Source organism: Enterobacter sp. JMULE2 (assembly GCF_013337145.1).
GTDB lineage: Bacteria > Pseudomonadota > Gammaproteobacteria > Enterobacterales > Enterobacteriaceae > Enterobacter > Enterobacter mori.
On the sequence record NZ_SGWD01000013.1, the window covers coordinates 321,233 to 345,429 of the forward strand.

Below are 24,197 nucleotides of genomic sequence, written 5' to 3' on the forward strand. Positions count from 1 at the left end.
AGGAGTTTTTATGAAGGTTAAGCTGTGAGATATTCAGATTGCGCTGAAAATAAGGAGAACAATATGCAGTTGAGCATTACTAAAAAAGTCACACCCGAAGAGAAAGAAGAGTTATTTGTAGGGTTAAGAGCTTATAACGGGCAGTTTTTAGATATGTCGAACTTTAGTGGCGACATTGGCGTTTACGTACGTGACGATAATGGCGCCATGCTGGGCGGATTAATCGGCGTGCGCAAAGGTGACTGGCTGAATATTGACTATCTCTGGGTCAGCGAATCCCTGCGCGGCTCCGGCGTGGGCAGCAAGCTCATCAAAACGGCAGAAGATGAAGCCCGACGTCAGGGCTGCAAGCACGCGCTGGTCGATACCGCCAGCTTCCAGGCACGCCCGTTCTATGAAAAGCAGGGCTATCAGCTACAGATGTCGCTGCAGGATTACCCCCATGCGGGCATGCAGCGCCACTATCTGGCAAAGGCGCTTTAACCGCCGATCCCGGTGCCGATTACGGCAAGCGCATGACGGACAATAATCTCCGGCGAGAGGGATTTTAGCCTCTCGTCATTGCGCATGCGTGAAAACGGCACCAGCACCAGGCCCAGCAAGGTGGTAAACAGCAGCTCCGGTGCCAGCGCCTGATTCAGCTTCCCTTCCTGCTGCCAGCCTTTGAGGGTGGCAAGCGTCGCCTGATACTTCTCGTCACCAAACCGCGCCTGAAGATGGGTGCGCAGTACCGGCATTTCGCCAATCACCTCCTGCATCCACAGCGGTGCAAACCAGGGATACTGTTCCGCCAGTTCGGCCAGCACTTTAACCATTTCCGTCAGGGCGTTCACCGGCGAATCCCGGTTATCGGCGAAAATCGTCCCGATCCGCTCGCGTAACGGCAGGAAACGCTCCTCAATCATCGCATCCAGCAGTTGCTCTCGGGAGTTGAAGTAATAGTGCAGCATCGCGGGCGTGACGCCCGCCTCTTTGGCAATGGCGTTGAGTGAGGTATTGGCGATCCCCTGACGGGAAAAGAGGTTCAGGGCGATATCCAGCAGCTGTTCGCGGCTGGCGGTGACGCGTGTACCCCCGCGAGGGCGGCCGGGGCGGCGCGGTTCAGAATTGTCTTTTAATGCTGGCATGACCACGGTGCCTCTTGATCTTATTCATCACTTCCACAAATATTAATTATGCGATTAATTAATTTCAAGCGATCTCTTATGGAATCCGACGTTATGAACCCACCCGCGCAAAGAGCGCCGTCGATTAAGCTGCTGTTCAGCGCGCTGTTGCTGGTGATGCTGCTTTCTGCGCTTGATCAAACCATCGTCTCTACGGCGCTGCCTACCATTGTCGGTGAGCTGGGCGGCCTGGATAAGCTCTCCTGGGTAGTGACGGCCTATATCCTCAGCTCCACCATCGTGGTGCCGCTGTACGGTAAATTCGGCGATCTGTTTGGTCGCAAAATTGTCCTGCAAATCGCCATTGTGCTGTTCCTCGTGGGCTCCGCGCTGTGCGGGCTGGCGCAGAACATGACCCAGCTGGTGCTGATGCGCGCCCTGCAGGGGCTGGGCGGCGGCGGCCTGATGGTGATCAGCATGGCCGCCGTCGCGGACGTGATCCCGCCAGCCGATCGCGGGCGCTATCAGGGGCTGTTTGGCGGCGTGTTTGGCCTGGCGACGGTCATCGGGCCGCTGATCGGCGGGTTTATCGTCCAGCACGCCTCCTGGCGCTGGATTTTCTACATCAACCTGCCGCTGGGGCTGTTTGCGCTGCTGGTAATAGGCGCGGTATTTCACGGCAGCGCGCGGCGCAGCAAGCATGAGATTGACTATCTGGGGGCGATTTACCTCAGCATGGCGCTGCTGTGCATCATCCTGTTTACCACCGAAGGCGGCACCGTTCGCCCGTGGAGCGACCCGCAGCTGTGGTGCATTCTGGCTTTTGGCCTGACGGGCATTGCCGGGTTTATCTATGAGGAGCGGCTGGCGTGGGAGCCGATTATTCCGCTGTCGCTGTTCCGCGACCGCAGCTTCCTGCTCTGCAGCCTGATTGGCTTTATCATCGGCATGTCGCTGTTTGGCTCAGTGACCTTCCTGCCGCTGTACCTGCAGGTGGTGAAAGACGCCACGCCAACGCAGGCCGGTTTGCAGCTCATTCCGCTAATGGGCGGGCTGCTGCTGACCTCGATTATCAGCGGGCGGATCATCAGCCGTACCGGGAAATATCGCCTGTTCCCGATCCTTGGCACGCTGCTCGGCGTGGTGGGGATGTTTTTACTGACGCGCATTTCAATCACGTCGCCAACCTGGCAGCTTTATCTGTTCACCAGCGTGCTGGGCATGGGGCTGGGACTGGTGATGCAGGTGCTGGTGCTGGCGGTGCAAAACAGCGTGTCGGCGGATCAATACGGCGTAGCCACCTCGGGCGTCACGCTGTTCCGCTCCATCGGTGGGGCGATCGGCGTCGCGCTGTTTGGCGCGGTATTCACGAATATTCTGCAATCGGGGCTGATGGACAGCCTTCCGGAAGGCGCAGAACTGCCGCGCGAGCTGAACCCGACCGCCATCCACCATCTGCCTGACGCTCTGAGGCTGGACTACCTTGATGCGTTCGGCTCGGCCATTCATGCGGTATTCCTGCTGGCAGCAGGGATTATGGTGCTGGCGTTTGCGCTATCGTGGTTTTTACGGGAAGCGCCGCTGCGTCGGCAGGCGTGAAGTTAGCGGTTCGGTTATTTTTTGCGAGTCGCTTTCTGAAATTGAAGCGTCGAAGTTGTCATGCCTTCTCGTCGTGGCGCATGCTCTGGCCAGTCCAATAAACCAGCAGAGGTTACAATGGAGCGCACAGCAAAACTGATCAAAAAAGGGCGAAAGCAGGCTGTTGTTCTGCCTGCTGAGTTTGCGTTTGATACGGAGAGCGTTTACATCCGGCGGGATGACGAGGGGAATATTGTTTTGACGGCAAGATCGGAAAAAGAGCGACACAGGGACAACTTTTTGCGTTTGCTCAAACAAACGCATGTGCCGGATTCGTTTCTGAGCAAAGAGGAGCGTAATCAGAGCTATTCGACACGAAATCCTCTGGAAGGGCTGTAGAACATGCTGCATATGCTGGACACAAACATCGTAAGCCATCTTGTGAGGCAACACCCCGAGGTTCTAAATCAATATTCGCGTATTGCGCCTGAAAAAATGTGTATTTCAAGCGTAACGGAGGCTGAATTACTTTACGGCGTAGCCAAAAAGCAAAACAACCAACTGCACAAAACCATAGTGGAATTTCTAAAAACCATCACCATTTGCGACTGGGACAGTGAAGCCGCAGCCGCCTACGGCGAGCTTCGTGCAGTGATGGAAAAGAAAGGGAAGGTGATGGGCGATCTCGACCAGTTGATTGCTGCGCATGCCATCAGCCGGGGTACGACGATTGTCACCAACGATCGCGCATTTGGGATGGTGCAAGACCTTAGGGTAGAGGACTGGACTACCGCAGCCTGATGCCCATCTCTCGGTGGCGCTTTGCTAACCGGGCCTACAACACCCCCGCGCGTAGGCCGGGTAAGCGCAGCGCCACCCGGCAATAGGCCGCATATAACTTATCCTTCTTATTGATTCCTTTTCGTTTTTTAGCGCGCCGTCGCGTTGTCGATATAGTCTTCAAAACGTCTAACAAAAGGAACTGTCTCGTGAAACTTCGACTGGGTGCGCTTCTCCTGACTGGCCTGCTGCTCGCGGGCTGTGACCAAAGCAGCAATGATGGCAAACACATTAAGGTCGGCGTGATTAACGGTGCCGAGCAGGACGTGGCGGAGGTCGCTAAAAAGGTGGCAAAAGAGAAATACGGTCTGGACGTGGAGCTGGTGGGCTTTAGCGGATCGCTGCTGCCCAACGATGCCACTAACCAGGGGGAGCTGGATGCCAACGTCTTCCAGCACCGCCCGTTCCTCGCAGAAGATAACAAGGCGCACGGCTACAAGCTGGTTGCCGTTGCAAACACCTTCGTCTTCCCGATGGCTGGCTATTCCCGCAAGATTAAATCGGTGAATGAACTGAAAGACGGCGCAACGATTGCCATTCCTAACGACCCAACCAACCTCGGTCGCGCGTTGCTGCTGCTGCAAAAAGAGAAGCTGATTGCCCTGAAGCCGGACACCGGGCTGCTGCCGACGGCGCTGGATATCACCGCAAACCCTAAAAATCTGAAGATTATGGAGCTGGAAGGCGCGCAGCTGCCGCGCGTGCTGGACGATCCGAAGGTGGATGTTGCCATTATTAGTACCACCTACCTCCAGCAAACCGGCCTGTCGCCGGTTCATGACAGCGTATTCATTGAAGATAAAAATTCGCCGTATGTGAACATTGTCGTGACGCGTGAAGACAATAAAAATGCGGAAAACGTGAAGGAATTCATACAGTCGTATCAGTCGCCTGAGGTGGCAAAAGCGGCCGAAACGATCTTCAACGGCGGCGCGGTGCCAGGCTGGTAAGTTTGGCCCAATTCCATCGATCATCGCCCTTAAGCCCACATCGCAACGCGTGGTCACGGGCTATTCTCCTTATCACACCCACCGGAGGATAGCCTATGAACATTACTCAGATTCGCAATGCCACTCAGCTGATTACCTACGCGGGAAAACGTTTTTTAGTTGACCCCATGCTCGCGCCGAAAGGGGCTTACCCGGGTTTCCCGGGTACGGCGCATGCAGATATTCGTAACCCGACCGTTGACCTACCTGTTGAGGTTACTACGCTGCTCGATGCCGACGCGGTGATTGTCACCCACACGCACGACGATCACTGGGATCAAACCGCCATTGCACTGATCGCCAAAGACAAACCGATTTATGTACAAAACGACAGCGACGCCGCGCTGCTGCGCAGTCAGGGATTTACCCACCTGACGGTGATGACCCAAGAGACCGCATTTGATGGCGTAAGCATCGTGAAAACCAATGGCGGCCAGCACGGAACCGATCGCGCTTATGCCGTGCCGGACCTGGCGGAGCGCCTGGGCGAGGCCTGCGGCGTCGTCTTCCGTCATCCTGACGAAAAGACGCTTTATATCGCCGGGGATACCATCTGGCGTGAAGAGGTGGCGACCGACATGCAAAAACACCAGCCGGATGTCGTGGTACTGAACGCCGGTTACGCGCATGTGATTGGCTTTGGCCCCATTATCATGGGCGAGCAGGATGTGCTGAACGTGCATTTTCTGTTGCCTGAGGCGCAGATTGTGGCGACCCATATGGAGGCCATCAACCACTGTCTACTGACCCGCCGCGCGCTGCGTGAATACGCCGAAGCCAACCAGTTTAGCGATGCGTTGAGCATTCCCCAGGATGGTGAAAGCGTTATATTCTGAGCACCACAGAGGGAAGGAGAGAGTGATGTCACTATTACATGTTGCCATTGTCGCGGTGGACGGGTTTAGCCCGTTCCACTACTCCGTTCCCTGCATTTTGTTTGGCGATACGGTATCGGGCGAAAAGCGCTTTAATGTCACGATTTGCGCTGAAAAACCAGGGTTTCTGACATCAAAAGACGGTTTTTCACTCAATGCTACGCAGGATTACTCCGCCATTGAGCAGGCTGATATTGTTGTCGTGCCCTACTGGCAGCACGTCCTGGAACGCCCGCCCCAGACGTTGATCGACAGCCTGGTACAGGCGAGAGACAATGGCGCTGAAATCGTCGGGCTGTGTCTGGGGTCGTTTGTGCTGGGCTATGCGGGCATTCTCGACGGCAAGCGCGCTGCCACCCACTGGGAGTTCGAACATCAGTTCCAGTCGCTCTTTCCGCACGTCCAGTTGGATATCAATGCCCTCTACGTGGATGACGGCAATATCATCACCTCTGCCGGAACCGCGGCGGCGCTGGACTGCTGCCTGTATATCATTCGTCAGCGCTTTGGCAGCGTGGTCGCCAACCAGATTGCCCGGCGGATGATTGTGCCGCCGCACCGCGAGGGCGGTCAGGCGCAATTTATTGCTCAGCCTGTTCCGAATGACACCCGCGATGCACGTATCAATTGCCTGATCGACTATCTACAGCAGCACATCACCGAACCGCATAGCCTTGACTCGCTGGCGGACGTGGTCTCAATGAGCCGCCGCACCCTGACGCGTCATTTTATTAAAGCCACGGGGATGAGCGTTGCCGACTGGCTTACCGCCGAGCGCCTGCGGCGCAGCCAGATCCTGCTTGAAGCCGGAAATATGCCGATTGAGCGCGTGGCTGAACTGGTGGGATTTAATTCCGCCATCACCTGGCGACAGCAGTTTAAGGCGCGTTTTGGGGTCAGTCCGGCGGAGTGGCGGAAGACGTTCCGTCTGCAGAACTAGCGTGCAAGTTCTGTCATAACGACAGGTTAAGAAATTTGAGCATTCAGGAACCTACAGAAGCTAGTGGTTACAGTCCTTCACCGGTTTGCCGCCTTCAGACAGAGGAAAATAATGATTACTACAAGGGTAAAATTATTCTTATTACTGGTCGCTGTTTGGATAGCAGGAATATTTGCCACGCTTTTATTTGGACGTTTGTTGATTGCCCTGGTCAGCTTCTTTTTCATAGGGCAATTTGATTTTCCAATCAGCGATCTTGTTGAAGCTATTACCCTTGCCATTAGCGGTGGGATCCTCATTGGAGGAATACAGTGCATTATGGCGAAGGAAAAGAACCGATCCGAAGACCCACCCAGGTAAGTTGAGTATGAAGAGATTGAGCTACCTCAGCCGATACTAAGTAGGGTGAGGAGCCTGATACAGGAGCGCACATAGCGGAAGAAGAAAAGGTGTGGTGTACTAAGTCTCAACCAAACAAACCTGATGCCGATAAGATACTTTCTTACCTGTCGAAGAACAGATAGGTGTATTGAATGAGGCGGCAAAAAGGACTCACGAAATGATTTACGTATTATTAGGAATTGCACTCTTCGCTTTTGTAGTTGGAACGGCCGTGTTTTTTCGCTTTAGTAAAGTGACAGGAAGAAGCGTCCATTCACCTTTTACCTCTATGTTTTTCTTTGATGCGCTCTTTTTTGGGCTGGGCAGTAAGCGAGAGATGAATATCGCAGCATGTTCATTTATCGTCTTTTTACTAAGCGTATGGGGATTAACTTATTTAAAATTAAGCGCACATTTTTGGGGGAGTCGAGAAAGCTATTTTGGTCTCGTGATCGCCGGGATTTTCTTTCTAATTATGCACTGTCGCTATTGCGCAAAAAATGTCGTTATCAAAAATGATGGGCTTGCACCCATGAGAGAATTGATTAATATCCGGCGGTCCGGCCTCATCAGCCCCTTTTTATGGTTAAGCAGGGCCGGGTATCTGGGGTTCTTTATTGGCATGATTCGCTGAAGCGAGATGCGAAAAAATAGTCTCCATACTCTGGGAGACTACCCCAGCCTCTCCACCTTCGTTTCCCCTTCCACCATCGACAGTTGATAAAGCGAAAACGATCGCTGTTTCTCAATTAAATTCGCCAGTTCCGGCGAGTGGCTGGTCAGCCAAATTTGCGAGTAGCGGCTGGCCTCGGCGATTAAGCTCGCCAGCGCGGGCAGCATTTGCGGATGCAGGCTGTTTTCCGGTTCGTTGAGCGCGATAAACGCCGGTGGGCGCGGGCTGAGCAGCGCCACCGCCAGGCACAGAAAACGCAGAGTGCCGTCGGAGAATTCCGCCGGCTCCAGCGGTCTGCTTAGCCCTTCACGCTGCATCATCATCCGGAAGCGTCCGCCGGTGTTGTCGCTGTAAAACACGCAGCCGGGGAAGGCCTGGTCGAGGATGCGCATCAGCAGCAGCTCGTCGCCAATTTCCACGATGGTCTGAAACGCCGCCGCCAGGTTTGCGCCGTCGCTGGCCAGCACCGGTGAGCGGAAACCGACCTGAGGCGCGCGCATGGCCGAGCCGGATGAGACGGAAAACTCGTGATAAAATCGCCAGTTACGCAGCGACTCGCGCATCTGCGACACTTCCGGGTAAAGATGCGGCTCGCCAAGCTGGCCGAACACCGATTCGTTCTCATACAGCGTGCCGCTGTGGGTGACTTTCTCGTGATGCACGTTGTTCAGAAACACGGCCTGATTTTTACGCTTCATCAGCTGTGACGACGGGCGGCGGTATTGACCACTCAGCCAGATGGACTCTTCTTTGATCACCGGATCGAGTTGAAACTGTGAGGGGTAAGGCAGTTTTTCGACAAAGCCTACCTGCAGCTCGTATTCGTAGGTTTCTGTTTCAACGGCCAAATTCATCCGCCGCAGCTGGTCGCTGCGGGTTTTGCCTGCCCAGAACACTTTTAAAATCCCACCCTCGTTCGCCAGTGCCTGCGAAAACTGCCCCTGTGCAGCGCTGTGCATCAGGTGGATCGCTTTGTAGATATTGGATTTTCCGGTGCCGTTTGGACCAAAGACGATGTTGAGCTGTTCCAGCTCCAGCGACATTTCGCGAATCGAGCGGTAGTTTTGAATGTGCAGGGTGGTGATCACAGGCAGTCCCTTTTTTGCGTTACGGACCTGTATATAATTACAGTCTTTTGTGTGGAATGCAAAAAAGAGACGACAGTGAGGGTGTCGTCTAAACGGGGTACTGCTTTGGGCCTCTGTGGGTCAAACGGGCCTTCGCATTTTTATCGTCAGGTTACTGCCAGACGCAGACCCAAATCATCAGGATAGGGATCAAAGTAGTTTTGCGTCATCAGATACCGGTCAGGGTATTCGGCCATGTAGTGTTTCAGCAGCGTCAACGGCGCGAGGATGGGTAGCAGCCCGTCGCGATAGTGCAGGATCACATCGCGCAGCTCGACGCGCTGGCGGCTGTTCAGCTGGTTACGGAAATAGCCCTGGATATGCATTAGCACGTTGGTATGGTTTTTCCGCGAAGCGGGCTTTTTCAGGATCGTCATCAGCTTTTCGCGGTACGCCACGAAGAACGCGTCCAGATCTTCCCATTCATGCAGCGACGCAACGAACGGGCCGATCTCGCGGTAGCCCGCCTGATGATGCGCCAGCAGCTGCAATTTATAGCGGCTGTGGAAATCCAGCAGCGCGCGGCGCGTCAGGCCTTTAGCGCGCAGCGTGTTCAGCTCGTGCAGGGCAAATACCCGCTCGATAAAGTTTTCCCGCAGCACCGGGTCGTGCAGCCGACCGTCTTCCTCCACGGGCAGCCACGGGTAGGTTTCAAGCAGGGCGGCGGTGAACAGCCCGACACCCTCCTTGCGGCCCCGGTTGCCGTTTTCATCATACAACCGCACGCGTTCCATGCCGCAGCTTGGCGATTTCGCGCAGACGATAAATCCCGACAGATCGCCGATTTTTGGCAGATAGTCCGCCGTAAAGTCGGCCATTTTCTGCGTAATATCATCATGGGGCGGCTTGCTGAAGCGGAGCTGCGTTTCGCCGCTGTCCGTCAGCGTCAGGCGTATGGCCGGGCGTGGCGTCGGCAGGCCAATCGCCATTTCCGGGCAGACGGGCCTGAAACTCACCCACTGGGCCAGTTCATCCATGACAAAGCCCATACGCTTGTGTCCGCCGTCGAAGCGAACGGCAGACCCGGTCAAACATCCGCTAATACCGAGCACAGGTTTTGTTGACATGGTGTGGTCCTCCCGTTCTTCTCTTTAAAACTTACACAACATGACTAATTTGTCCAAGTATTAGCGGAATTATTTTTTATTTCCCTTTAAAATCAATGTTGATTAACTGCCCTTGTAAGTTGAATAACCGTACTGGCTCAGCAGGAGAGGGATGTGCAGCTTTTCGTTGGTGCGGGTTACGGTGAACAGCACCGGGATTTCCGGGAAGAAGGTGTCCAGCTTCTTCCCGTGGAAGTAATCTGCGGTTTTAAAGGTCACTTTATAGACGCCGGGCTGCATATCCTGATCCTGCGGATAAAGCGATTTGATGCGGCCGTCATGGTCAGTTTTGCCGCTGGCAATTGGGGTCCATTTGTCCTGCTGCTGTTTTTCCAGCGTGACGGTAACGTCCGATGGCGGCATCCCGGTTTGCTGGTCAAGAATGTGTACGCTCAGCGTGCCGGCAGGAGCACTAAAGGCGGCAGGGGCAAAGGCCAGGGTGGTCAGCATCAGCAGAGAGGCAGTTTTTTTCATTGTGTTTTCCTGTGGGGTTGTCGGTCACAGGAAAACGTTAGCATTTGTGGCGCGGGAAAATATTCAACTTTTCGTGAAGATTCCCGCAGGAGAAAATGATTAGAGGATAATCACTTCAAGCGATACCTGCTGCTGCCACTGCTCGATCTGCTTTTTGCGCGCGGCGGTGAGTTTACCGCGCGTGACCAGAAGCCAGTGGCGGTCCGGGAAAATCTCCGGGGCCAGCGTGGCGGGCGGCGCGGGTAAAATATCGATACGGTGGCCTTGCCCGGTGCGGGTTAAGGCTTCGAGCCAGACTTCGCACGGGTCATTCAGGTACCACCCGCTGAGCAGGATGTTGTCGCCTGGCGCTTTTTTATCGCCTTCCAGGCAAAACGAGGTGTAGGCGATGATGATGCCGTCGAGGATCTCCCGCAGGGTCATGGCGGCGGCGACGTTTGCCGACACCTGACTGCGCAGCGGACGCAGCACGTTCGCGACCAGTTCTGGTCTTGGGTACTCGCGTCCTGCGTCGTAAATCATCTGGCGCAGGGACTCGATTTTGCCGTCCTGCAGGCGCTGTAACATGGTCTGCTGCAGCGTGAGCCAGTTGTTGGTCAGGCGCGACGTAGGGCGCTCCAGCAGCGGTTTGACCTGGCCAATCGGGACGCCTTTTTTTACCCAGTCGAGGATTTTTAGCGCCTGCTGGACGTCCTCATCGCTGTACTGGCGGTGGCCGCCCTCCGTGCGCTGAGGCTTGAGTAAGCCGTAGCGCCGCTGCCAGGCCCGCAGCGTGGTGGCGGTGATCCCGCTGAGTCTGGCGAATTCGCCGATGGAGTAAGCCATGTCCGTGTCCAGAGTTGAGGAATACTCTCAATATACTACGAATTTTCGCGGACGGGATGAAGCGCCGCCGCGGTGCACTACACTTAATTTCCAACCGTGCAAATGAAAGGAATTCTCATGAAGCTATGGCCTGTTGTGACCGGTGTTGCCATTGCCCTGACGCTGGTAGCCTGTAAATCCCCCACCCCACCGAAGGGCGTGCAGCCCATTTCCGGTTTTGACGCCAGCCGCTATCTTGGCAAATGGTACGAAGTCGCTCGCCTGGAAAACCGCTTTGAACGCGGTCTGGAGCAGGTGACCGCCACCTACGGCAAGCGCAGCGACGGCGGCATCAGCGTGCTTAACCGCGGCTACGACCCGGTGAAGAACAAGTGGAATGAGAGCGAGGGTAAAGCCTACTTTACCGGCGAACCGACCACGGCCGCGCTGAAGGTGTCCTTCTTCGGCCCGTTCTACGGCGGGTATAACGTGATCAAACTGGACGATAAGTACCAGTACGCGCTGGTCAGCGGCCCGAACCGCGACTACCTGTGGATCCTGTCGCGCACGCCAACCATCCCGGATGCGGTGAAACAGGATTACCTGAACACCGCGCGCGGTCTGGGATTCCAGGTTGACCAGCTGGTGTGGGTGAAGCAGTGAAGATCGTGCTTTCTTCGTAGGGTATTACTGGCTCGCCTGGATAGACTTCCGTTAAAAGCCTAACGGAGGAAAGACGACATGAACTGGCAGCCTTTTCGCGGCGATGCACCGGAAAATATGACGATTTTCAGTGCGTCCTTTCCCGACGTCAGCGATCGGTGGCCGATGAAAGGCGATACCGTCCGGGAGATAAATGCCATCGATCGGGGACTGAAAGCCGATCCGGCGCTCCGCGCTCCTTTTGTTGAATGGGAAGAGGGCGGCCAGGCGGTGCTTGTCCCGCAGAACCGCTATTCCGAACAAGCCTTTCGCAACCGTCCGGCGCTCACCGCGTGGCGAACCCGGCTGGTTCCCTCCGCGCTGGCGCTTTTTGTGGTGCAAAACCCGCTGGAAGAGCGTCTTCCCGAAGGGACGAAAATGGACAGCGACAGTCGCCAGTGGTTTATCCACGCCAATGATGCCATCGGCGTGCGCTCCCGTGCCCACGTGCTGGCCGCGCTGGTGGAGAAATACATTCACAACGACAGTGAAAATAACTGGGTCAGCCTGGCGAGCGGGGCCGCCATCCCGGTGCTGGAAGCGCTCCGCAATGCCAAACTTGATGGTCAGCAGGTGTATCTCACGCTGGTCGATAAAGATGCCGTCGCCCTGAGCTGGGCCGAAACCATGGCGGCGCAGGAAGGGATTGTGGTGGGCGAACAGCTGACGCTGCTCAGGCGCAACCTGCTCCATACGCTGGTGCGTAACGAGGACCTGCTGCTGGAGCTGGGCGAGCACCAGGCCGAACTGGTCGACGCGCTGGGGATTTTCGAATACTTCAACGATACCGATGCGGTGATTTTTCTCCAGCGCGCGCTGCGGCTGGTCAAGCCCGGCGGTGCGGTGATTGTGTCGAACATGCTCACCAGCAGCCCGCAAATTGACTTTGTGCTGCGGGGGATCGGCTGGGAGGATATTCACCCGAGGTCGTTACAGCAGCTTCAGGATATCCACCTCGCGGCGGGCGTGCCGGTGGAAAACGTCACCGTGGTAGTGCCGAAGGACGGGGTGTACGCGGTGATGGAGATTAGGGTGGGGGATGAAAAACCGCACGGCCAGTTCCCTCTCCCTTTGGGAGAGGGTTAGGGTGAGGGGGAAAAGACCGTAAAGAGTGGCTTGAAATATTTCGGTTTTCCAATCATGATCCCCCCATGAAAATTGAAACCGCACTCCCCCCACACTTCGAACGTCTGGTCGCGATCTGGGAATCCTCCGTCCGCGCCACCCATCACTTTTTACAGGAAAGCGATATTGCGGCGCTGCGCCCGCTATTGCTCAACGCCTATCTTCCTAATCTCAAGGTCGTGATTGCTCGCGATGACGCAGGCGTTATTCACGGCTTTTTAGGCGTGGATGAAAACCGCATTGAAATGCTGTTTGTTGATGATTTGAGCCGGGGAAAGGGCGTCGGGAAATTGCTGCTGCAATACGCTATTGCAGAGTTTGGCGCGAACGAAGTGGACGTGAATGAGCAGAACCCGCAGGGCGTCGCGTTTTATCGCCATATGGGGTTTGAGCAGGTCGGGCGCTCGGAACTGGACGGGCAGGGGAATCCGTTTCCGTTGCTGCATATGAAGCTGAGCAGGGATACTGGGATTAGCGCTTAGCCTGCTTATCCCATTTTAATAAGCCGACGATATCTTTCTCACCTTCGGCTTCTTTCAGCAGGCGCTGCTTTTTTTCAAACTCAATGTATTCTGAGCACGCCTTTTCATCAGCCGCTTTCTTGCTGATTTTGCCTGACCCTTCTAAAACGTCCCGGTCGTTAAATTGCAGGAACTGATCGAGTTTGGTTTGCCAGTCTCGTAAAAATACCTGCTTGCGGCGTTTGGCCTGATCTTCGGCAAAATCGAGCCACATATTAACAACGCGATTAAGTTCGCTCACCTCATCCTGAGACAGATAATTTTTTGCAGTGGTGACATCGCTTTTACGTACTTCTTCGCCTTTGTAGCTGGTCAGCCCCATATGCGGTTGAGTGGCGTCCGCACGTTGGTGAATCAACTCAGCAGCGGTGTGGCCCGTGCAGGCAAAATGCAGTTTATTCTGGATGGTCTGGAAGAATTGCGTGGTTTCTTTGAGCGACGGCTGATAGTCGGCGGCTAATGCAAAAATCTCCCTCACACGGAGATATACCCGGCGTTCGCTGGCCCGTATATCGCGAATGCGTTCCAGCATTTCATCGAAATAGTCAGGTACGGCGGATGGTCCGACAGGCGGATTTTTCAGGCGCTCGTCGTCCATAACGAAGCCTTTTACCAGATATTCCTGCAGCGTTTGGGTGGCCCACTGACGGAACTGTGTGCCTCGTGTTGAGCGGACGCGATAGCCGATGGCGAGAATGACGGGCAGGCTAAAGTATTGAACGTTATATACTTTACCATCACTGGCAGTTGTTCGGTAAAACCGAACAACTGAATTTTCGACCAGCTCATCCTCATCAAAAATGTTCTTGATATGCCCGCTGATCGTTGCTTTGGCTTTGCCGTATAACTCACAGATCGTAGCTTGTGAGAGCCACAACGTATCGCTTTCGAAGCGGCATTCAATGCGAACTTTTCCATCTTTGCTGGCAAACATGACGAACTCACCGGCTGGTGAATTGATTAATTCTTCATATGTCATGCTGCCTCCGCGTCATAAGGTTGATGCCTGCAAGCTCGTAGTATGCCAGAAATAGGTGCTAAGCCAGGTGGTTTGTATTTGATTTTGCGAGGCGCTTTCCAGGACGCGGAGTTTGGATCGCTGCAAGCGCATCCTCTATCTCAATAAGCTTTGCTTTCGTCCGTTTATAATCATCCTGCAACCGCTGCTCCTGCTCATTATACGCCACCAGAACGATACATCCTTTCATGACCTTTACCGTGACCTGCTGTCCGGTATCAAAACCTGCTGCGCGTAGCCACTTGCCGGAAAGAATGATTTTCGGCGTGGATTTGTCGAAAACATTCGGGCGGTATCCCACAATCAACGAACGCTCGGTTCCGGATTGGTCGGTGTCTGGGGTAGAATGCGAATCAGCCATAATCAACTCCTTGATAGTTGGTGAGGTTAGACGCCCTTTAGTGCTCCAACACTGCTGGGCGTTGTCAGAATTCCAAATCCATGTGGTAGGTACCACATGCAGATAAACTAACCGAAGTGGTACCTACCATGCAAGAGAAAAAGAAACCAAATTTTGACCGTACCAAGAGCACGATGAAGAATATTCGGTTTGAGGATGAGCTTTTGGAGCAGATTGAGAAGGCTGCCGGGAAAGGGAATTTTAGTAAGTGGGTGAAAGAGGCTTGTAGAATGCGACTTAGTTCGCAGTAGTTGCATTTTTTCAGTTAAATCTCATATCAAAGTTGTTTTTAACTGATAATTGATGCATTCTTTTCTCCAGCGCCTAATAGGTGTAGTGGTCTTGCCTTCTGCCTCGAAAGAGGTCTCCGATCCACTTTGTGGATCGATGGGGGAGTGGGGTCGAACCTTTTCCAACCAAGTGATAACTTACTTTTACTTGGGCTTGCACCGCGGAATAACCCGAGCTACGTCTCGGGTTTTTTTATGGAGGATAAAATGAGTCTCGAAGAATCTTTAAGTGAAATTATTAAAGAAGAAGCCAAAAAACTTATTAAACGCTACCACGCATATCATAATAGATTGCATCTTGAGCATATCAGAAACATTAAACGTTTCGGCCATTCATATACTAAGGCTAAAGAAATTCATACTCCTGATTATTGGGAGAAAGATAAAAGATTTAATCCATTCCACGTATTACGAAAACATAAATCAATCGCGCACTCTATAGCCAAGAAAATTGAAAATAGAACATATAAACCAAGTGAGGTTCATTTAAAACAGATTCCAAAAAAAGGTGGTGGTGAAAGAACTGTATCAATATATCAAATACCTGATGCTGCGGTTTCAAAGTTTTTCTTTAATCGCCTTTTAGAAAAAAACAAGCATCGATTTAGCTCTTTTTCATATGCATACAGAAACGACAGAAATGTTCATTTTGCAATACAGGATATATTCGTCGACCTATCGCTTAGTGAAAGGATGTTTATTGCAGAATTCGATTTTTCAGATTTTTTCGGGACTATTGAACATAGGTTCCTTTTTGAACAGTTTAATCTCAATGGTTTTTATATTAGTCAAGAAGAGAAATATATAATTAAGGCGTTTCTTGCTGAGCGAAGTGTAGGCATCCCTCAAGGTACATCAATTAGCCTATTTTTGGCTAATTTGTGCTGCTGGAATTTTGATCAAGCACTTGAAAGAGAAGGTGTAAAGTTCTCTCGATATGCGGATGATACAATTGTTTGGACCAGAGAGTATTCAAAAATTTGTAATGCCTTTAATTTGATTACTGAATTTTCGAAGAGTGCTGGTGTAAAAATTAATGTAAAGAAATCAGACGGAATATCCTTATTAACAAAGGATGGATTAAAGTCTGAGATAGTATCAAAGAAAAGCCTCGATTTTCTGGGTTACTCTTTAGCTGTAGATAAGGTGTCTATTAAACACTCATCAGTTCTTAAAATAAAAAAACAAATATCTTATCTTTTATACAGAAATCTTATTCAGCCGTTAAAAAAGGGGAATCTTGCTGGTCAGTCAATTCCTGCCAATGATAAAGATGTAAATTTTTTAAGAGCAATGGTTCAGATTAGAAGGTATATGTACGGTGGTCTTCAGGATACTACCATTAAAAACTTTCTTTCTGGAAGGTCAAAAAGAATTTTCTTTAAAGGTGTAATGAGCTTTTACCCACTCGTCACGAATGAGAGGCAGTTAAGAGAACTGGATGGATGGTTAGTTTCTACTATTTATAGAGCTTTATTGTTAAGATCAAAACTTCTTGCTCAGCATGGATATAACAGAAATCATAGTTTCCCATTCAATCAGTCTAAAGTTAACTTACTTACTAATTGTTCAAAAGTTAAAATTAATGGAAAAAAATTATTGGAGATTCCTAGTTTCCTTTTGATCAGCAAAGCATTAAGGAAAGGGTTAATAGAAAATGGCATTGAAAGAGTAATGAATCCCAATTCACAAAATTACAACTACCGATGGTAGGGGACTGGCGGAAGATCACAGGAGTCGAACCTGCCCGGGAACGCTGGCGTCCCCAACTGGATTTGAAGTCCAGCCACCTCACCGGAGATGACGATCTTCCGCGCCTCGATTGCTACATGGAGGCGGGGCGCATTATAGCTACTTTCAGACATTTACCACATACCCCACACCACTTTTTTCACCTCTCTTTTGACCTGTACACCCCTGTTTCAGTTAATTCCTAAGAAAATCCTCATGTTAGCCCCTCGTTCTCTCAACATTTACCGCGATCACAAAAAACAAGAAACGTAATCTGCTAACCAGAAAACGCAATACCCGCTCCTGAAACGATGGTTTAAAACGTTGTAACCGGTCTCAGCGCCCCCTACAGCGTGAAGGATAAAAAAATGAGCGAAGTATTGTCAGTTAAAGAGAAGATTGGCTACGGCATGGGAGACGCCGCCAGCCATATCATTTTTGATAACGTCATGTTGTACATGATGTTTTTCTACACCGATATTTTCGGCATTCCCGCCGGGTTTGTCGGCACCATGTTCCTGCTGGCGCGCGCGCTGGATGCGATCTCCGACCCGTGCATGGGGCTGATTGCCGACCGCACCCGCAGCCGCTGGGGCAAGTTTCGTCCGTGGATTTTGTTTGGTGCCATCCCGTTCGGGATCGTCTGCGTGCTGGCCTACACCACGCCGGACCTCAGCCTCAACGGTAAAATGGTTTATGCTGCCGTTACCTACACCCTACTGACCCTGCTCTATACCGTGGTCAACATCCCGTACTGCGCGCTGGGCGGCGTGATCACCAACGACCCGACGCAGCGTATCTCCCTTCAGTCCTGGCGCTTTGTGCTGGCGACCGCGGGCGGCATGCTCTCCACGGTGCTGATGATGCCGCTGGTGAACCTCATTGGCGGCGACGATAAGGCGTTCGGCTTCCAGGGCGGCATCGCCGTGCTGTCGGTGGTCGCGTTCCTGATGCTGGCGTTCTGCTTCTTTACCACCAAAGAGCGCATCCAGGTGCCGCCGAGCACCACGTCCATGCGGGAAGACCTGCGCGACATTTGGCACAACGACCAGTGGCGCATCGTCGGCGTGCTGACCATCCTCAACATCCTCGCCGTCTGCGTGCGCGGCGGCGCGATGATGTACTACTGCACCTGGATCATGGGCTCGCCGGAGGTGTTCGTCGCTTTCCTCACCACCTACTGCGTCGGCAACCTGATCGGCTCCGCGCTGGCGAAACCCCTCACCGACTGGAAGTGCAAGGTCAGCATCTTCTGGTGGACCAACGCCGCGCTGGCGGTGGTCAGCGTGGCGATGTTCTTCGTCCCGATGCACGCCACCGTGCTGATGTTCGCCTTTATCTTCGTCATCGGCGTGCTGCACCAGCTGGTGACGCCGATCCAGTGGGTGATGATGTCCGATACCGTCGACTACGGCGAATGGACTAACGGCAAGCGCCTGACCGGCATCAGCTTTGCGGGCACGCTGTTCGTGCTGAAGCTCGGCCTGGCCCTGGGCGGGGCGATGATCGGCTGGATGCTGGCAGGCGGCGGCTACGACGCGGCAGCCAAGACCCAGAACAGCGCGACCATCAGCATCATTATCGGCCTGTTTACCTTGGTCCCGGCGGTCTGCTACGTGCTGAGCGCCATCATCGCCAAACGCTACTACACGCTGAAAACCCCTTTTCTGACCAAAATCATGGGCGAGCTGGCGCAGGGCGCGCGTCGCAATCAGCAGGAGTTTGAAAACCTGCCGGTCAGCAAAGAATTACAGAACTAAGAGGACGAAAGTATGAAAATCAGTGATGGAAACTGGCTTATTCAACCGGGGCTGAACGTGACGTATCCGGTTCAGGTGTTCGACGTGGAGCTACAGGGTAACGACCTGGTGGTGTACGTGGCGCCACGCGACGTGCGCGAGCGCACCTGGCAGCTCGACACGTTGATGTTCACGGTTCGCCTGTTTGCCCCGCAGGAAGGGATCGTCGGGGTGCGCATCGAGCACTTCCAGGGCGCGTTGAATAACGGCCCGCACTACCCGCTCAACGTATTGAAAGATGCGAAGGTTGAGATTGAAAACAACGCCGATTTTGCCGAGTTGAAAAGCGGCAGCGTCAGCGTGCGCGTCACCAAAGGCGAGTTTTGGGCGCTGGATTTCCTGCGCAACGGCCAGCGCATTACCGGCAGCCAGCTGAAAAACAACGGCTACGTGCAGGACAGCAATACCGATCGCAATTACGTGTTCGAACGTCTGGATCTGGGCGTGGGGGAAACGGTCTACGGTCTGGGCGAGCGCTTTACCGCCCTGGTACGCAACGGCCAGACGGTTGAAACCTGGAACCGCGACGGCGGCACCAGCACCGAACAGTCCTACAAAAACATCCCGTTCTACCTGACCAACCGTGGCTACGGCGTGTTGGTGAATCACCCGGAAAACGTCTCGTTTGAAGTCGGCTCCGAGAAGGTCTCCAAAGTGCAGTTCAGCGTGGAAGGGGAATATCTCGAGTACTTCGTGATCGACGGCCCGACGCCGAAAGAGGTGCTGAACCGCTATACGCAGTTCACCGGGCGTCCGGCGCTGCCGCCTGCGTGGTCGTTCGGCCTGTGGCTGACCACCTCGTTCACCACCAACTACGACGAAGCCACGGTAAACAGCTTTATCGACGGCATGGCCGAGCGCGACCTGCCGCTGCACGTCTTCCACTTCGACTGCTTCTGGATGAAGGCCTTCCAGTGGTGCGATTTCGAGTGGGACCCGGTGACCTTCCCGGACCCGGAAGGGATGATTCGCCGCCTGAAAGAGAAAGGGCTAAAGGTCTGCGTGTGGATTAACCCGTACATCGGCCAGAAGTCGCCGATCTTCCGGGAGCTGAAAGAGAAGGGCTACCTGCTCAAGCGCCCGGACGGCTCCCTGTGGCAGTGGGACAAATGGCAGCCGGGGCTGGCGATTTACGACTTCACCAACCCGGACGCGTGCCGGTGGTATGCCGACAAGCTGAAAGGCCTGGTGGACATTGGCGTCGACTGCTTCAAGACCGACTTCGGCGAGCGTATCCCGACGGACGTGCAGTGGTTCGACGGGTCCGATCCGCAGAAGATGCACAACCACTACGCCTACATCTATAACGAGCTGGTGTGGAACGTGCTGAAAGAGACGGTGGGGGAAGAAGAGGCGGTACTGTTTGCCCGCTCCGCGTCCGTGGGGGCGCAGCAGTTCCCGGTACACTGGGGCGGCGACTGCTACGCCAACTACGAATCGATGGCTGAAAGCCTGCGTGGGGGGCTGTCGATTGGCCTGTCCGGCTTCGGGTTCTGGAGCCACGATATCGGCGGGTTCGAAAACACCGCCCCGGCGCACGTCTACAAACGCTGGTGCGCGTTCGGGCTGTTCTCCAGCCACAGCCGCTTACACGGCAGCAAATCCTACCGCGTGCCGTGGGCGTACGATGACGAGTCCTGCGACGTGGTGCGCCATTTCACGCAGCTGAAGTGTCAGCTGATGCCGTACCTGTATCGTCAGGCGGCGCTGGCGCGCGAGTTCGGCACGCCGATGCTGCGGGCGATGATGCTGGAGTTCCCGGACGATCCGGCGTGCGATTATCTCGACCGCCAGTACATGCTGGGGGATTCGGTGATGGTTGCGCCGGTATTCTCCGAGGCGGGCGACGTGCAGTTCTACCTGCCGGAAGGCCGATGGACGCACCTGTGGCACAACGACGAAATTCAGGGCAGCCGCTGGCATAAGCAGCAGTACGATTTCATGAGCCTGCCGGTCTATGTGCGCGATAACACGCTGCTGGCGCTGGGTAACAATAACCAGAAGCCGGACTACGCGTGGAATGAGGGGACGGCCTTCCAGCTGTTTAACCTGGACGACGGCGCAACGGCGGTGAGCGAAGTGCCCGCGGCGGACGGCTCCGTGGTGTTTACGCTGAAGGCGTCACGTCAGGGCGGCATCGTGACCTTTACCGGCGTGGGAGACGCGAAAAACTGGTCGGTGTGCTTGTGCAACGTGCAGAAGGTAGGCGGCGTGAAGGGCGGCTCACACGCGGGCAGCGAGCGGGGCGTGGTGGTGAAAGCGGAGGGGAATGAGGTGGTGGTTCACTTCTGAGCCGCAAAAATGCCCGGTGGCGCTTCGCTTACCGGGCCTACGATAATAATGCGGTCTGATGCCCTCACCCTGGCCCTCTCCCACAGGGAGAGGGAACCAAAACCTCGTAGGCCGGGTAAGGCGTAGCCGCCACCCGGCTTGTTTATTGCACCGGTGTTGAAACAACACCGCCCGCCATCGTCTGCTGCACCTGCTGTTTATCCATATTTACCGCGCTCAGCTTTGCATTCACCGTCGGCTTCAGCGGGGCATTCGCCTGCACGCTGCCGCTGGCGGTGAGCTGAATATTGCCGTCGCCCGTGATCGGCAAAGCAGGCCAGCCCCACTGCTGCAGCACGTTGAGTGGCACGCCGCGCCCGTTCAGGCTCACCGTGGTCTGCCGCTGTGGAAGCTGTGAAACCGTTGCCGTGGCTTCAAGAATACCTTTCTCGGTAAAGGCGCTCAGGTCGGTAATGTTCACCGTGGCGGCGTTCGCATTCAGCGCGAGCGACGGACGGCGCACGTCCACGCGGTTAAAGGTCGCGGCCGCACCGTTCAATGTTGCGCTGCCGCCCCAGACGCCCCACTGGCGATCTTTCGCCAGCTGCAGGTTTGCGCCATAGCCGTCCAGAGAGGTGATCTGCCACGGGAAGGCGGGATCGATGTCGATCACCAGGTTGCGGCTCAGGCCGAATTTTTTTAGCGTCACGCTGTTCAGCCATTCCGGCAGTGGATCCATCCACAGCGTTTTCCAGTTTTCAGGCAGGGTGTATTCCAGCCCGGCGATGGCGGCATCATCCAGCACCAGCGCTTTGCCGTCGCGCAGCCAGTTGCCGGAGGTGCGTACCATCCCGCCTTCCCAGCGAGAGGTGAACTGGCGCAGCGCGATACCCTGCGGGGAGAATTCAGCGTTCAGGATCGGGTCGAACAGATGCAGCGAGCCGTAGATAAACTCGCTTGCGTTCATAGACAAACGCCCTTCCTGGCTCTGCCAGTCGCCTTTGCTGAGCGTCAGGTTGCGCAGGCTTAAATCGAGATCGGTCACCGCCCAGTCCGGCCCCTGCAGGCGTGCGTCGGTCACTTCCAGCCGACCAATCTGCAGGGAAGGGAGCGTGGTGATGGGAGCAAAGAAATCCATCAGCGATTTATCGCTTTGCAGGCGGATCTCATTCAGACGCATGCTGTCGATAATCCAGCTGCCGTCAGCGTTACGCAGGGCGGAGCCGGTGAGCGAGCCGCGCGCCATATCCGCGCCAATGGTGCTCAGCACCACCTCTTTACCGTTGAGCTGTCCCTGAATCAGGACGTTGCTGGCCGGGACGCCGTTCAGGGTGAGCGAGCCTGCGCTCATCTGGATCTGCGCATTTTTGCCCAGCACGTTGCCCGCCTCTGGCTGCCACGGACTGACGCCGCCTGTGACTTTCTGCGCGCTCAGGTCCCATTCGGTATTCGGGCTGTTAAAGGCCATGTTATTTAGCTGCAAGCGGTCCGCCTGGAAAGGCAGCGGCGCGGTTTGCGGAGAGAGGTTCAGCGTGCCATCGAACAGGGTAATGGTGTCCATATGCAGCGGATCGGTTACCTGACGGCTGCTTAAACCGATATCAACTTTTTTGGCCACCAGGGTGGCGGGTTTGCCGTCACGACCAAAGGTGACATTTTCCAGAATGAGGTGAGAAGGGGATGAAAAGCGGTGATCCATCAGGTCAAAGTTGAGTTCGTAATCGGTGTTTACCGTAACCCAATTGCTGACCTGCGACGCGCCCCAGCGGGTCTGGAGCAAAATATAGAATGCCAGCACTACCACAAGCAGGGCTAACAGAAGATAGATGATCAGCTTTCCAATAAATTTCATGGTCTTCCATCCCGCAAAACGTACATACAGGAGTTATGCACGATTTATGCGCAATGCTCAAGGCGGGAATGGTGTAAAGAGATGTCACGGCAGGCCTTGACAGCCTGCCGTGAGAGAAATCAATTTTTCTCAGGCGGGAAAACGAGGTTCAGAACGATAGCGGTGATACCGCCTGCGGCAATGCCGGAAGAGAGCAGGTTTTTCACCCAGTCAGGCGCAAACTGCAGGATCAGCGGCTGCTGAGAAACGCCCAGACCGACCGCCAGCGACAGGGCGATAATCATGATCGCGCGGCGGTTCAGCGGCTCGCGGGAGACGATACGCACGCCGGAGGCCGCGATAGTGCCGAACATCACCAGCGTCGCGCCGCCCAGCACCGGCTCGGGGATGTGCTGCACAAAGCCGCTTACCGCCGGGAACAGGCCGAGGACGATCAGCATCAGCGCCACCACAAACCCGACGTAGCGGCTGGCCACGCCGGTCAGCTGGATCACGCCGTTGTTCTGACCGAAGCAGGAGTTCGGGAAGGTGTTGAATACCGCAGAGACAAACGAGTTCAGGCCGTTCGCCAGCACGCCGCCTTTCAGACGCTTCATGTACAGCGGACCGGACACCGGCTGCTCAGAGACGTCCGAGGTAGCGGTGATGTCGCCGATGGTCTCCAGAGAGGTGATCATAAAGACCAGCATCAGCGGCAGCAGCAGGCCCCAGTCAATGCCCAGCCCGTAATAGAGCGGCGTTGGGATAGTGATCAGCGCGGCATTGGTCGGTGCGGTATTTTGCGGCAGCATATCCAGCGCCCAGGCCATCAGGTAACCGGCCGCCATCGCGATAACCAGCGAGGCCACGCGCAGGTAAGGGTTACGCTGACGGTTAAGCAGAATGATGATTGCCAACACCACGCCTGCCAGCAGCAGGTTTTTCGGTGCGCCGAAGGTGTGGTCGCTCATTGCCGCATAGCCGCCGCCGATGGACGTCAAGCCCACCTGAATCAGCGACAGACCGATAATCATTACGACCACGCCGGAAACCAGCGGGGTAATGACGCGGCGAGCCAGATGCAGAACGCGGGAGATGACCATCTCCGTGCAGCTGGCCAGCATCAGCGTGCCGAACAGCGCCGCCATCATGGTTGGAACATCCGCCCCACCGGTTTTCAGCGCCGTACCGCCCATGATTAGCGGTGCCACGAAGTTAAAGCTGGTGCCCTGAATCGACAATAATCCCGACCCTACCGGACCCCAGGCTTTAATTTGAATAATAGAGGCGACGCCGGAGGCAAAAAGAGACATGCTGATAATGTGCTGCGTGTCCTGCGCCGGTAAACCGAGCGCCTGGCAAATCAGCAGCGCCGGGGTGATCACCGCAACAAACATCGCCAGAAGATGCTGGCAGGCGGCGAAAAGCGTCTGCGGCAGCGGCGGGCGGTCTTCAAGGCGGTAAATCAGTTCGCTATTTTGCTTCTGCGCAATCGGTTGCGCATCAGGCGACTCTATTGTGTTAACGGACATCGGCGGCAATCCCACGGTGGAAAAGCGGGCATTTTATCTGACCACCTGGTAAAAGCAAACGATTGCCAGCAAAAAAAGGGAAGA

The 24,197-nt window shown here is 54.7% G+C and carries 25 protein-coding genes and 1 tRNA gene; 16 read left to right on the forward strand and 10 right to left on the reverse strand.

Annotated features, from left to right (window positions below; all coding sequences use genetic code 11):
- The first annotated feature begins 63 nt into the window (after window positions 1-63).
- Window positions 64-483: a GNAT family N-acetyltransferase gene (locus tag EXW94_RS13765; RefSeq protein WP_108417268.1), complete on the forward strand. Its 420-nt coding sequence runs from the start codon at window positions 64-66 to the stop codon at window positions 481-483.
- Here the strand turns inward: EXW94_RS13765 and EXW94_RS13770 are convergent.
- The gene (locus EXW94_RS13770) at window positions 480-1,127 is read right to left on the reverse strand and encodes a TetR/AcrR family transcriptional regulator (RefSeq protein ID WP_108417269.1); all 648 of its coding nucleotides are present in this window, start codon (window positions 1,125-1,127) and stop codon (window positions 480-482) included. The two genes, EXW94_RS13765 and EXW94_RS13770, sit on opposite strands and share 4 nt — an antisense overlap.
- A gap of 93 nt (window positions 1,128-1,220) precedes the next feature.
- On the opposite strand from EXW94_RS13770, the gene EXW94_RS13775 reads away from it, so the two are divergent.
- The 8 genes from EXW94_RS13775 to EXW94_RS13810 all read left to right on the forward strand — a co-directional run bounded on the left by EXW94_RS13775 (window position 1,221) and on the right by EXW94_RS13810 (window position 7,343).
- Complete coding sequence (locus EXW94_RS13775) at window positions 1,221-2,705, forward strand: MDR family MFS transporter (protein ID WP_174340331.1); 1,485 nt, start codon at window positions 1,221-1,223, stop codon at window positions 2,703-2,705.
- 117 nt (window positions 2,706-2,822) lie between these two features.
- Window positions 2,823-3,083 (forward strand): antitoxin, encoded by a 261-nt coding sequence (locus EXW94_RS13780; protein WP_174340332.1) that lies wholly within the window; start codon window positions 2,823-2,825, stop codon window positions 3,081-3,083.
- A gap of 3 nt (window positions 3,084-3,086) precedes the next feature.
- Window positions 3,087-3,485 carry a type II toxin-antitoxin system VapC family toxin gene (locus EXW94_RS13785; RefSeq protein WP_174340333.1) on the forward strand — a complete coding sequence of 133 codons (399 nt, stop codon included), beginning with the start codon at window positions 3,087-3,089 and terminating at the stop codon, window positions 3,483-3,485.
- 188 nt (window positions 3,486-3,673) lie between these two features.
- The gene (gene nlpA, locus EXW94_RS13790; protein WP_174340334.1) at window positions 3,674-4,474 is read left to right on the forward strand and encodes a lipoprotein NlpA; all 801 of its coding nucleotides are present in this window, start codon (window positions 3,674-3,676) and stop codon (window positions 4,472-4,474) included.
- Window positions 4,475-4,569: 95 nt separating this feature from the next.
- Window positions 4,570-5,349, forward strand: a complete 780-nt coding sequence (locus tag EXW94_RS13795; RefSeq protein ID WP_174340335.1) for an MBL fold metallo-hydrolase — start codon at window positions 4,570-4,572, stop codon at window positions 5,347-5,349.
- Window positions 5,350-5,374: 25 nt separating this feature from the next.
- A complete protein-coding gene (locus tag EXW94_RS13800) occupies window positions 5,375-6,328 on the forward strand; it encodes a GlxA family transcriptional regulator (RefSeq protein WP_174340336.1) in 954 nt (317 codons plus the stop codon).
- 111 nt (window positions 6,329-6,439) lie between these two features.
- Window positions 6,440-6,688 carry a hypothetical protein gene (locus EXW94_RS13805; protein ID WP_120158972.1) on the forward strand — a complete coding sequence of 83 codons (249 nt, stop codon included), beginning with the start codon at window positions 6,440-6,442 and terminating at the stop codon, window positions 6,686-6,688.
- A 199-nt stretch (window positions 6,689-6,887) separates the two neighbouring features.
- Window positions 6,888-7,343, forward strand: coding sequence for a hypothetical protein (locus EXW94_RS13810; protein WP_120158971.1), 456 nt, complete (start codon window positions 6,888-6,890; stop codon window positions 7,341-7,343).
- Between the two features lie 38 nt (window positions 7,344-7,381).
- On the opposite strand, the gene EXW94_RS13815 is transcribed toward EXW94_RS13810, so the two are convergent.
- From EXW94_RS13815 to EXW94_RS13830, 4 genes are all read right to left on the reverse strand, one after another.
- Window positions 7,382-8,470 (reverse strand): AAA family ATPase, encoded by a 1,089-nt coding sequence (locus EXW94_RS13815; RefSeq protein ID WP_172701442.1) that lies wholly within the window; start codon window positions 8,468-8,470, stop codon window positions 7,382-7,384.
- Window positions 8,471-8,616: 146 nt separating this feature from the next.
- Complete coding sequence (locus EXW94_RS13820) at window positions 8,617-9,576, reverse strand: DUF523 and DUF1722 domain-containing protein (protein WP_174340337.1); 960 nt, start codon at window positions 9,574-9,576, stop codon at window positions 8,617-8,619.
- Window positions 9,577-9,678: 102 nt separating this feature from the next.
- On the reverse strand, window positions 9,679-10,089 hold the full coding sequence (gene uraH, locus EXW94_RS13825; protein WP_174340338.1) for a hydroxyisourate hydrolase: 411 nt from the start codon (window positions 10,087-10,089) through the stop codon (window positions 9,679-9,681).
- A gap of 99 nt (window positions 10,090-10,188) precedes the next feature.
- A complete protein-coding gene (locus EXW94_RS13830; protein WP_126815731.1) occupies window positions 10,189-10,914 on the reverse strand; it encodes a MerR family transcriptional regulator in 726 nt (241 codons plus the stop codon).
- 117 nt (window positions 10,915-11,031) lie between these two features.
- Here EXW94_RS13830 and EXW94_RS13835 point away from each other — a divergent pair, with 117 nt between their 5' ends.
- From EXW94_RS13835 to EXW94_RS13845, 3 genes are all read left to right on the forward strand, one after another.
- Entirely contained in the window at window positions 11,032-11,556 is a 525-nt protein-coding gene (locus tag EXW94_RS13835; protein ID WP_044069391.1) for a lipocalin family protein, read from the forward strand.
- A 78-nt stretch (window positions 11,557-11,634) separates the two neighbouring features.
- On the forward strand, window positions 11,635-12,681 hold the full coding sequence (locus EXW94_RS13840) for a class I SAM-dependent methyltransferase (RefSeq protein ID WP_174340339.1): 1,047 nt from the start codon (window positions 11,635-11,637) through the stop codon (window positions 12,679-12,681).
- Between the two features lie 65 nt (window positions 12,682-12,746).
- On the forward strand, window positions 12,747-13,202 hold the full coding sequence (locus tag EXW94_RS13845) for a GNAT family N-acetyltransferase (RefSeq protein ID WP_174340340.1): 456 nt from the start codon (window positions 12,747-12,749) through the stop codon (window positions 13,200-13,202).
- On the opposite strand, the gene EXW94_RS13850 is transcribed toward EXW94_RS13845, so the two are convergent.
- Window positions 13,192-14,220: a virulence RhuM family protein gene (locus EXW94_RS13850; RefSeq protein WP_159077889.1), complete on the reverse strand. Its 1,029-nt coding sequence runs from the start codon at window positions 14,218-14,220 to the stop codon at window positions 13,192-13,194. The genes EXW94_RS13845 and EXW94_RS13850 overlap by 11 nt on opposite strands.
- 58 nt (window positions 14,221-14,278) lie before the next feature.
- Entirely contained in the window at window positions 14,279-14,620 is a 342-nt protein-coding gene (locus EXW94_RS13855; protein WP_023334004.1) for a SymE family type I addiction module toxin, read from the reverse strand.
- 128 nt (window positions 14,621-14,748) lie between these two features.
- Between EXW94_RS13855 and EXW94_RS13860 the strand changes: the two genes are divergently transcribed.
- Entirely contained in the window at window positions 14,749-14,910 is a 162-nt protein-coding gene (locus EXW94_RS13860; RefSeq protein WP_065189817.1) for a YlcI/YnfO family protein, read from the forward strand.
- Window positions 14,911-15,156: 246 nt separating this feature from the next.
- Window positions 15,157-16,662 (forward strand): reverse transcriptase domain-containing protein, encoded by a 1,506-nt coding sequence (locus tag EXW94_RS13865; protein WP_023334005.1) that lies wholly within the window; start codon window positions 15,157-15,159, stop codon window positions 16,660-16,662.
- Between the two features lie 5 nt (window positions 16,663-16,667).
- Here EXW94_RS13865 and EXW94_RS13870 read toward each other — a convergent pair.
- A tRNA-Sec gene (locus tag EXW94_RS13870) sits at window positions 16,668-16,762 on the reverse strand.
- A gap of 286 nt (window positions 16,763-17,048) precedes the next feature.
- Here EXW94_RS13870 and EXW94_RS13875 point away from each other — a divergent pair.
- The gene (locus tag EXW94_RS13875) at window positions 17,049-18,440 is read left to right on the forward strand and encodes a glycoside-pentoside-hexuronide family transporter (RefSeq protein ID WP_174340341.1); all 1,392 of its coding nucleotides are present in this window, start codon (window positions 17,049-17,051) and stop codon (window positions 18,438-18,440) included.
- A 12-nt stretch (window positions 18,441-18,452) separates the two neighbouring features.
- Window positions 18,453-20,771 (forward strand): alpha-xylosidase, encoded by a 2,319-nt coding sequence (gene yicI / locus EXW94_RS13880; RefSeq protein ID WP_174340342.1) that lies wholly within the window; start codon window positions 18,453-18,455, stop codon window positions 20,769-20,771.
- Between the two features lie 142 nt (window positions 20,772-20,913).
- Here yicI and EXW94_RS13885 read toward each other — a convergent pair whose 3' ends face one another.
- Complete coding sequence (locus EXW94_RS13885) at window positions 20,914-22,602, reverse strand: AsmA family protein (protein ID WP_174340343.1); 1,689 nt, start codon at window positions 22,600-22,602, stop codon at window positions 20,914-20,916.
- A 119-nt stretch (window positions 22,603-22,721) separates the two neighbouring features.
- On the reverse strand, window positions 22,722-24,113 hold the full coding sequence (locus tag EXW94_RS13890; protein ID WP_042714436.1) for an NCS2 family protein: 1,392 nt from the start codon (window positions 24,111-24,113) through the stop codon (window positions 22,722-22,724).
- Between the last annotated feature and the right edge of the window lie 84 nt (window positions 24,114-24,197).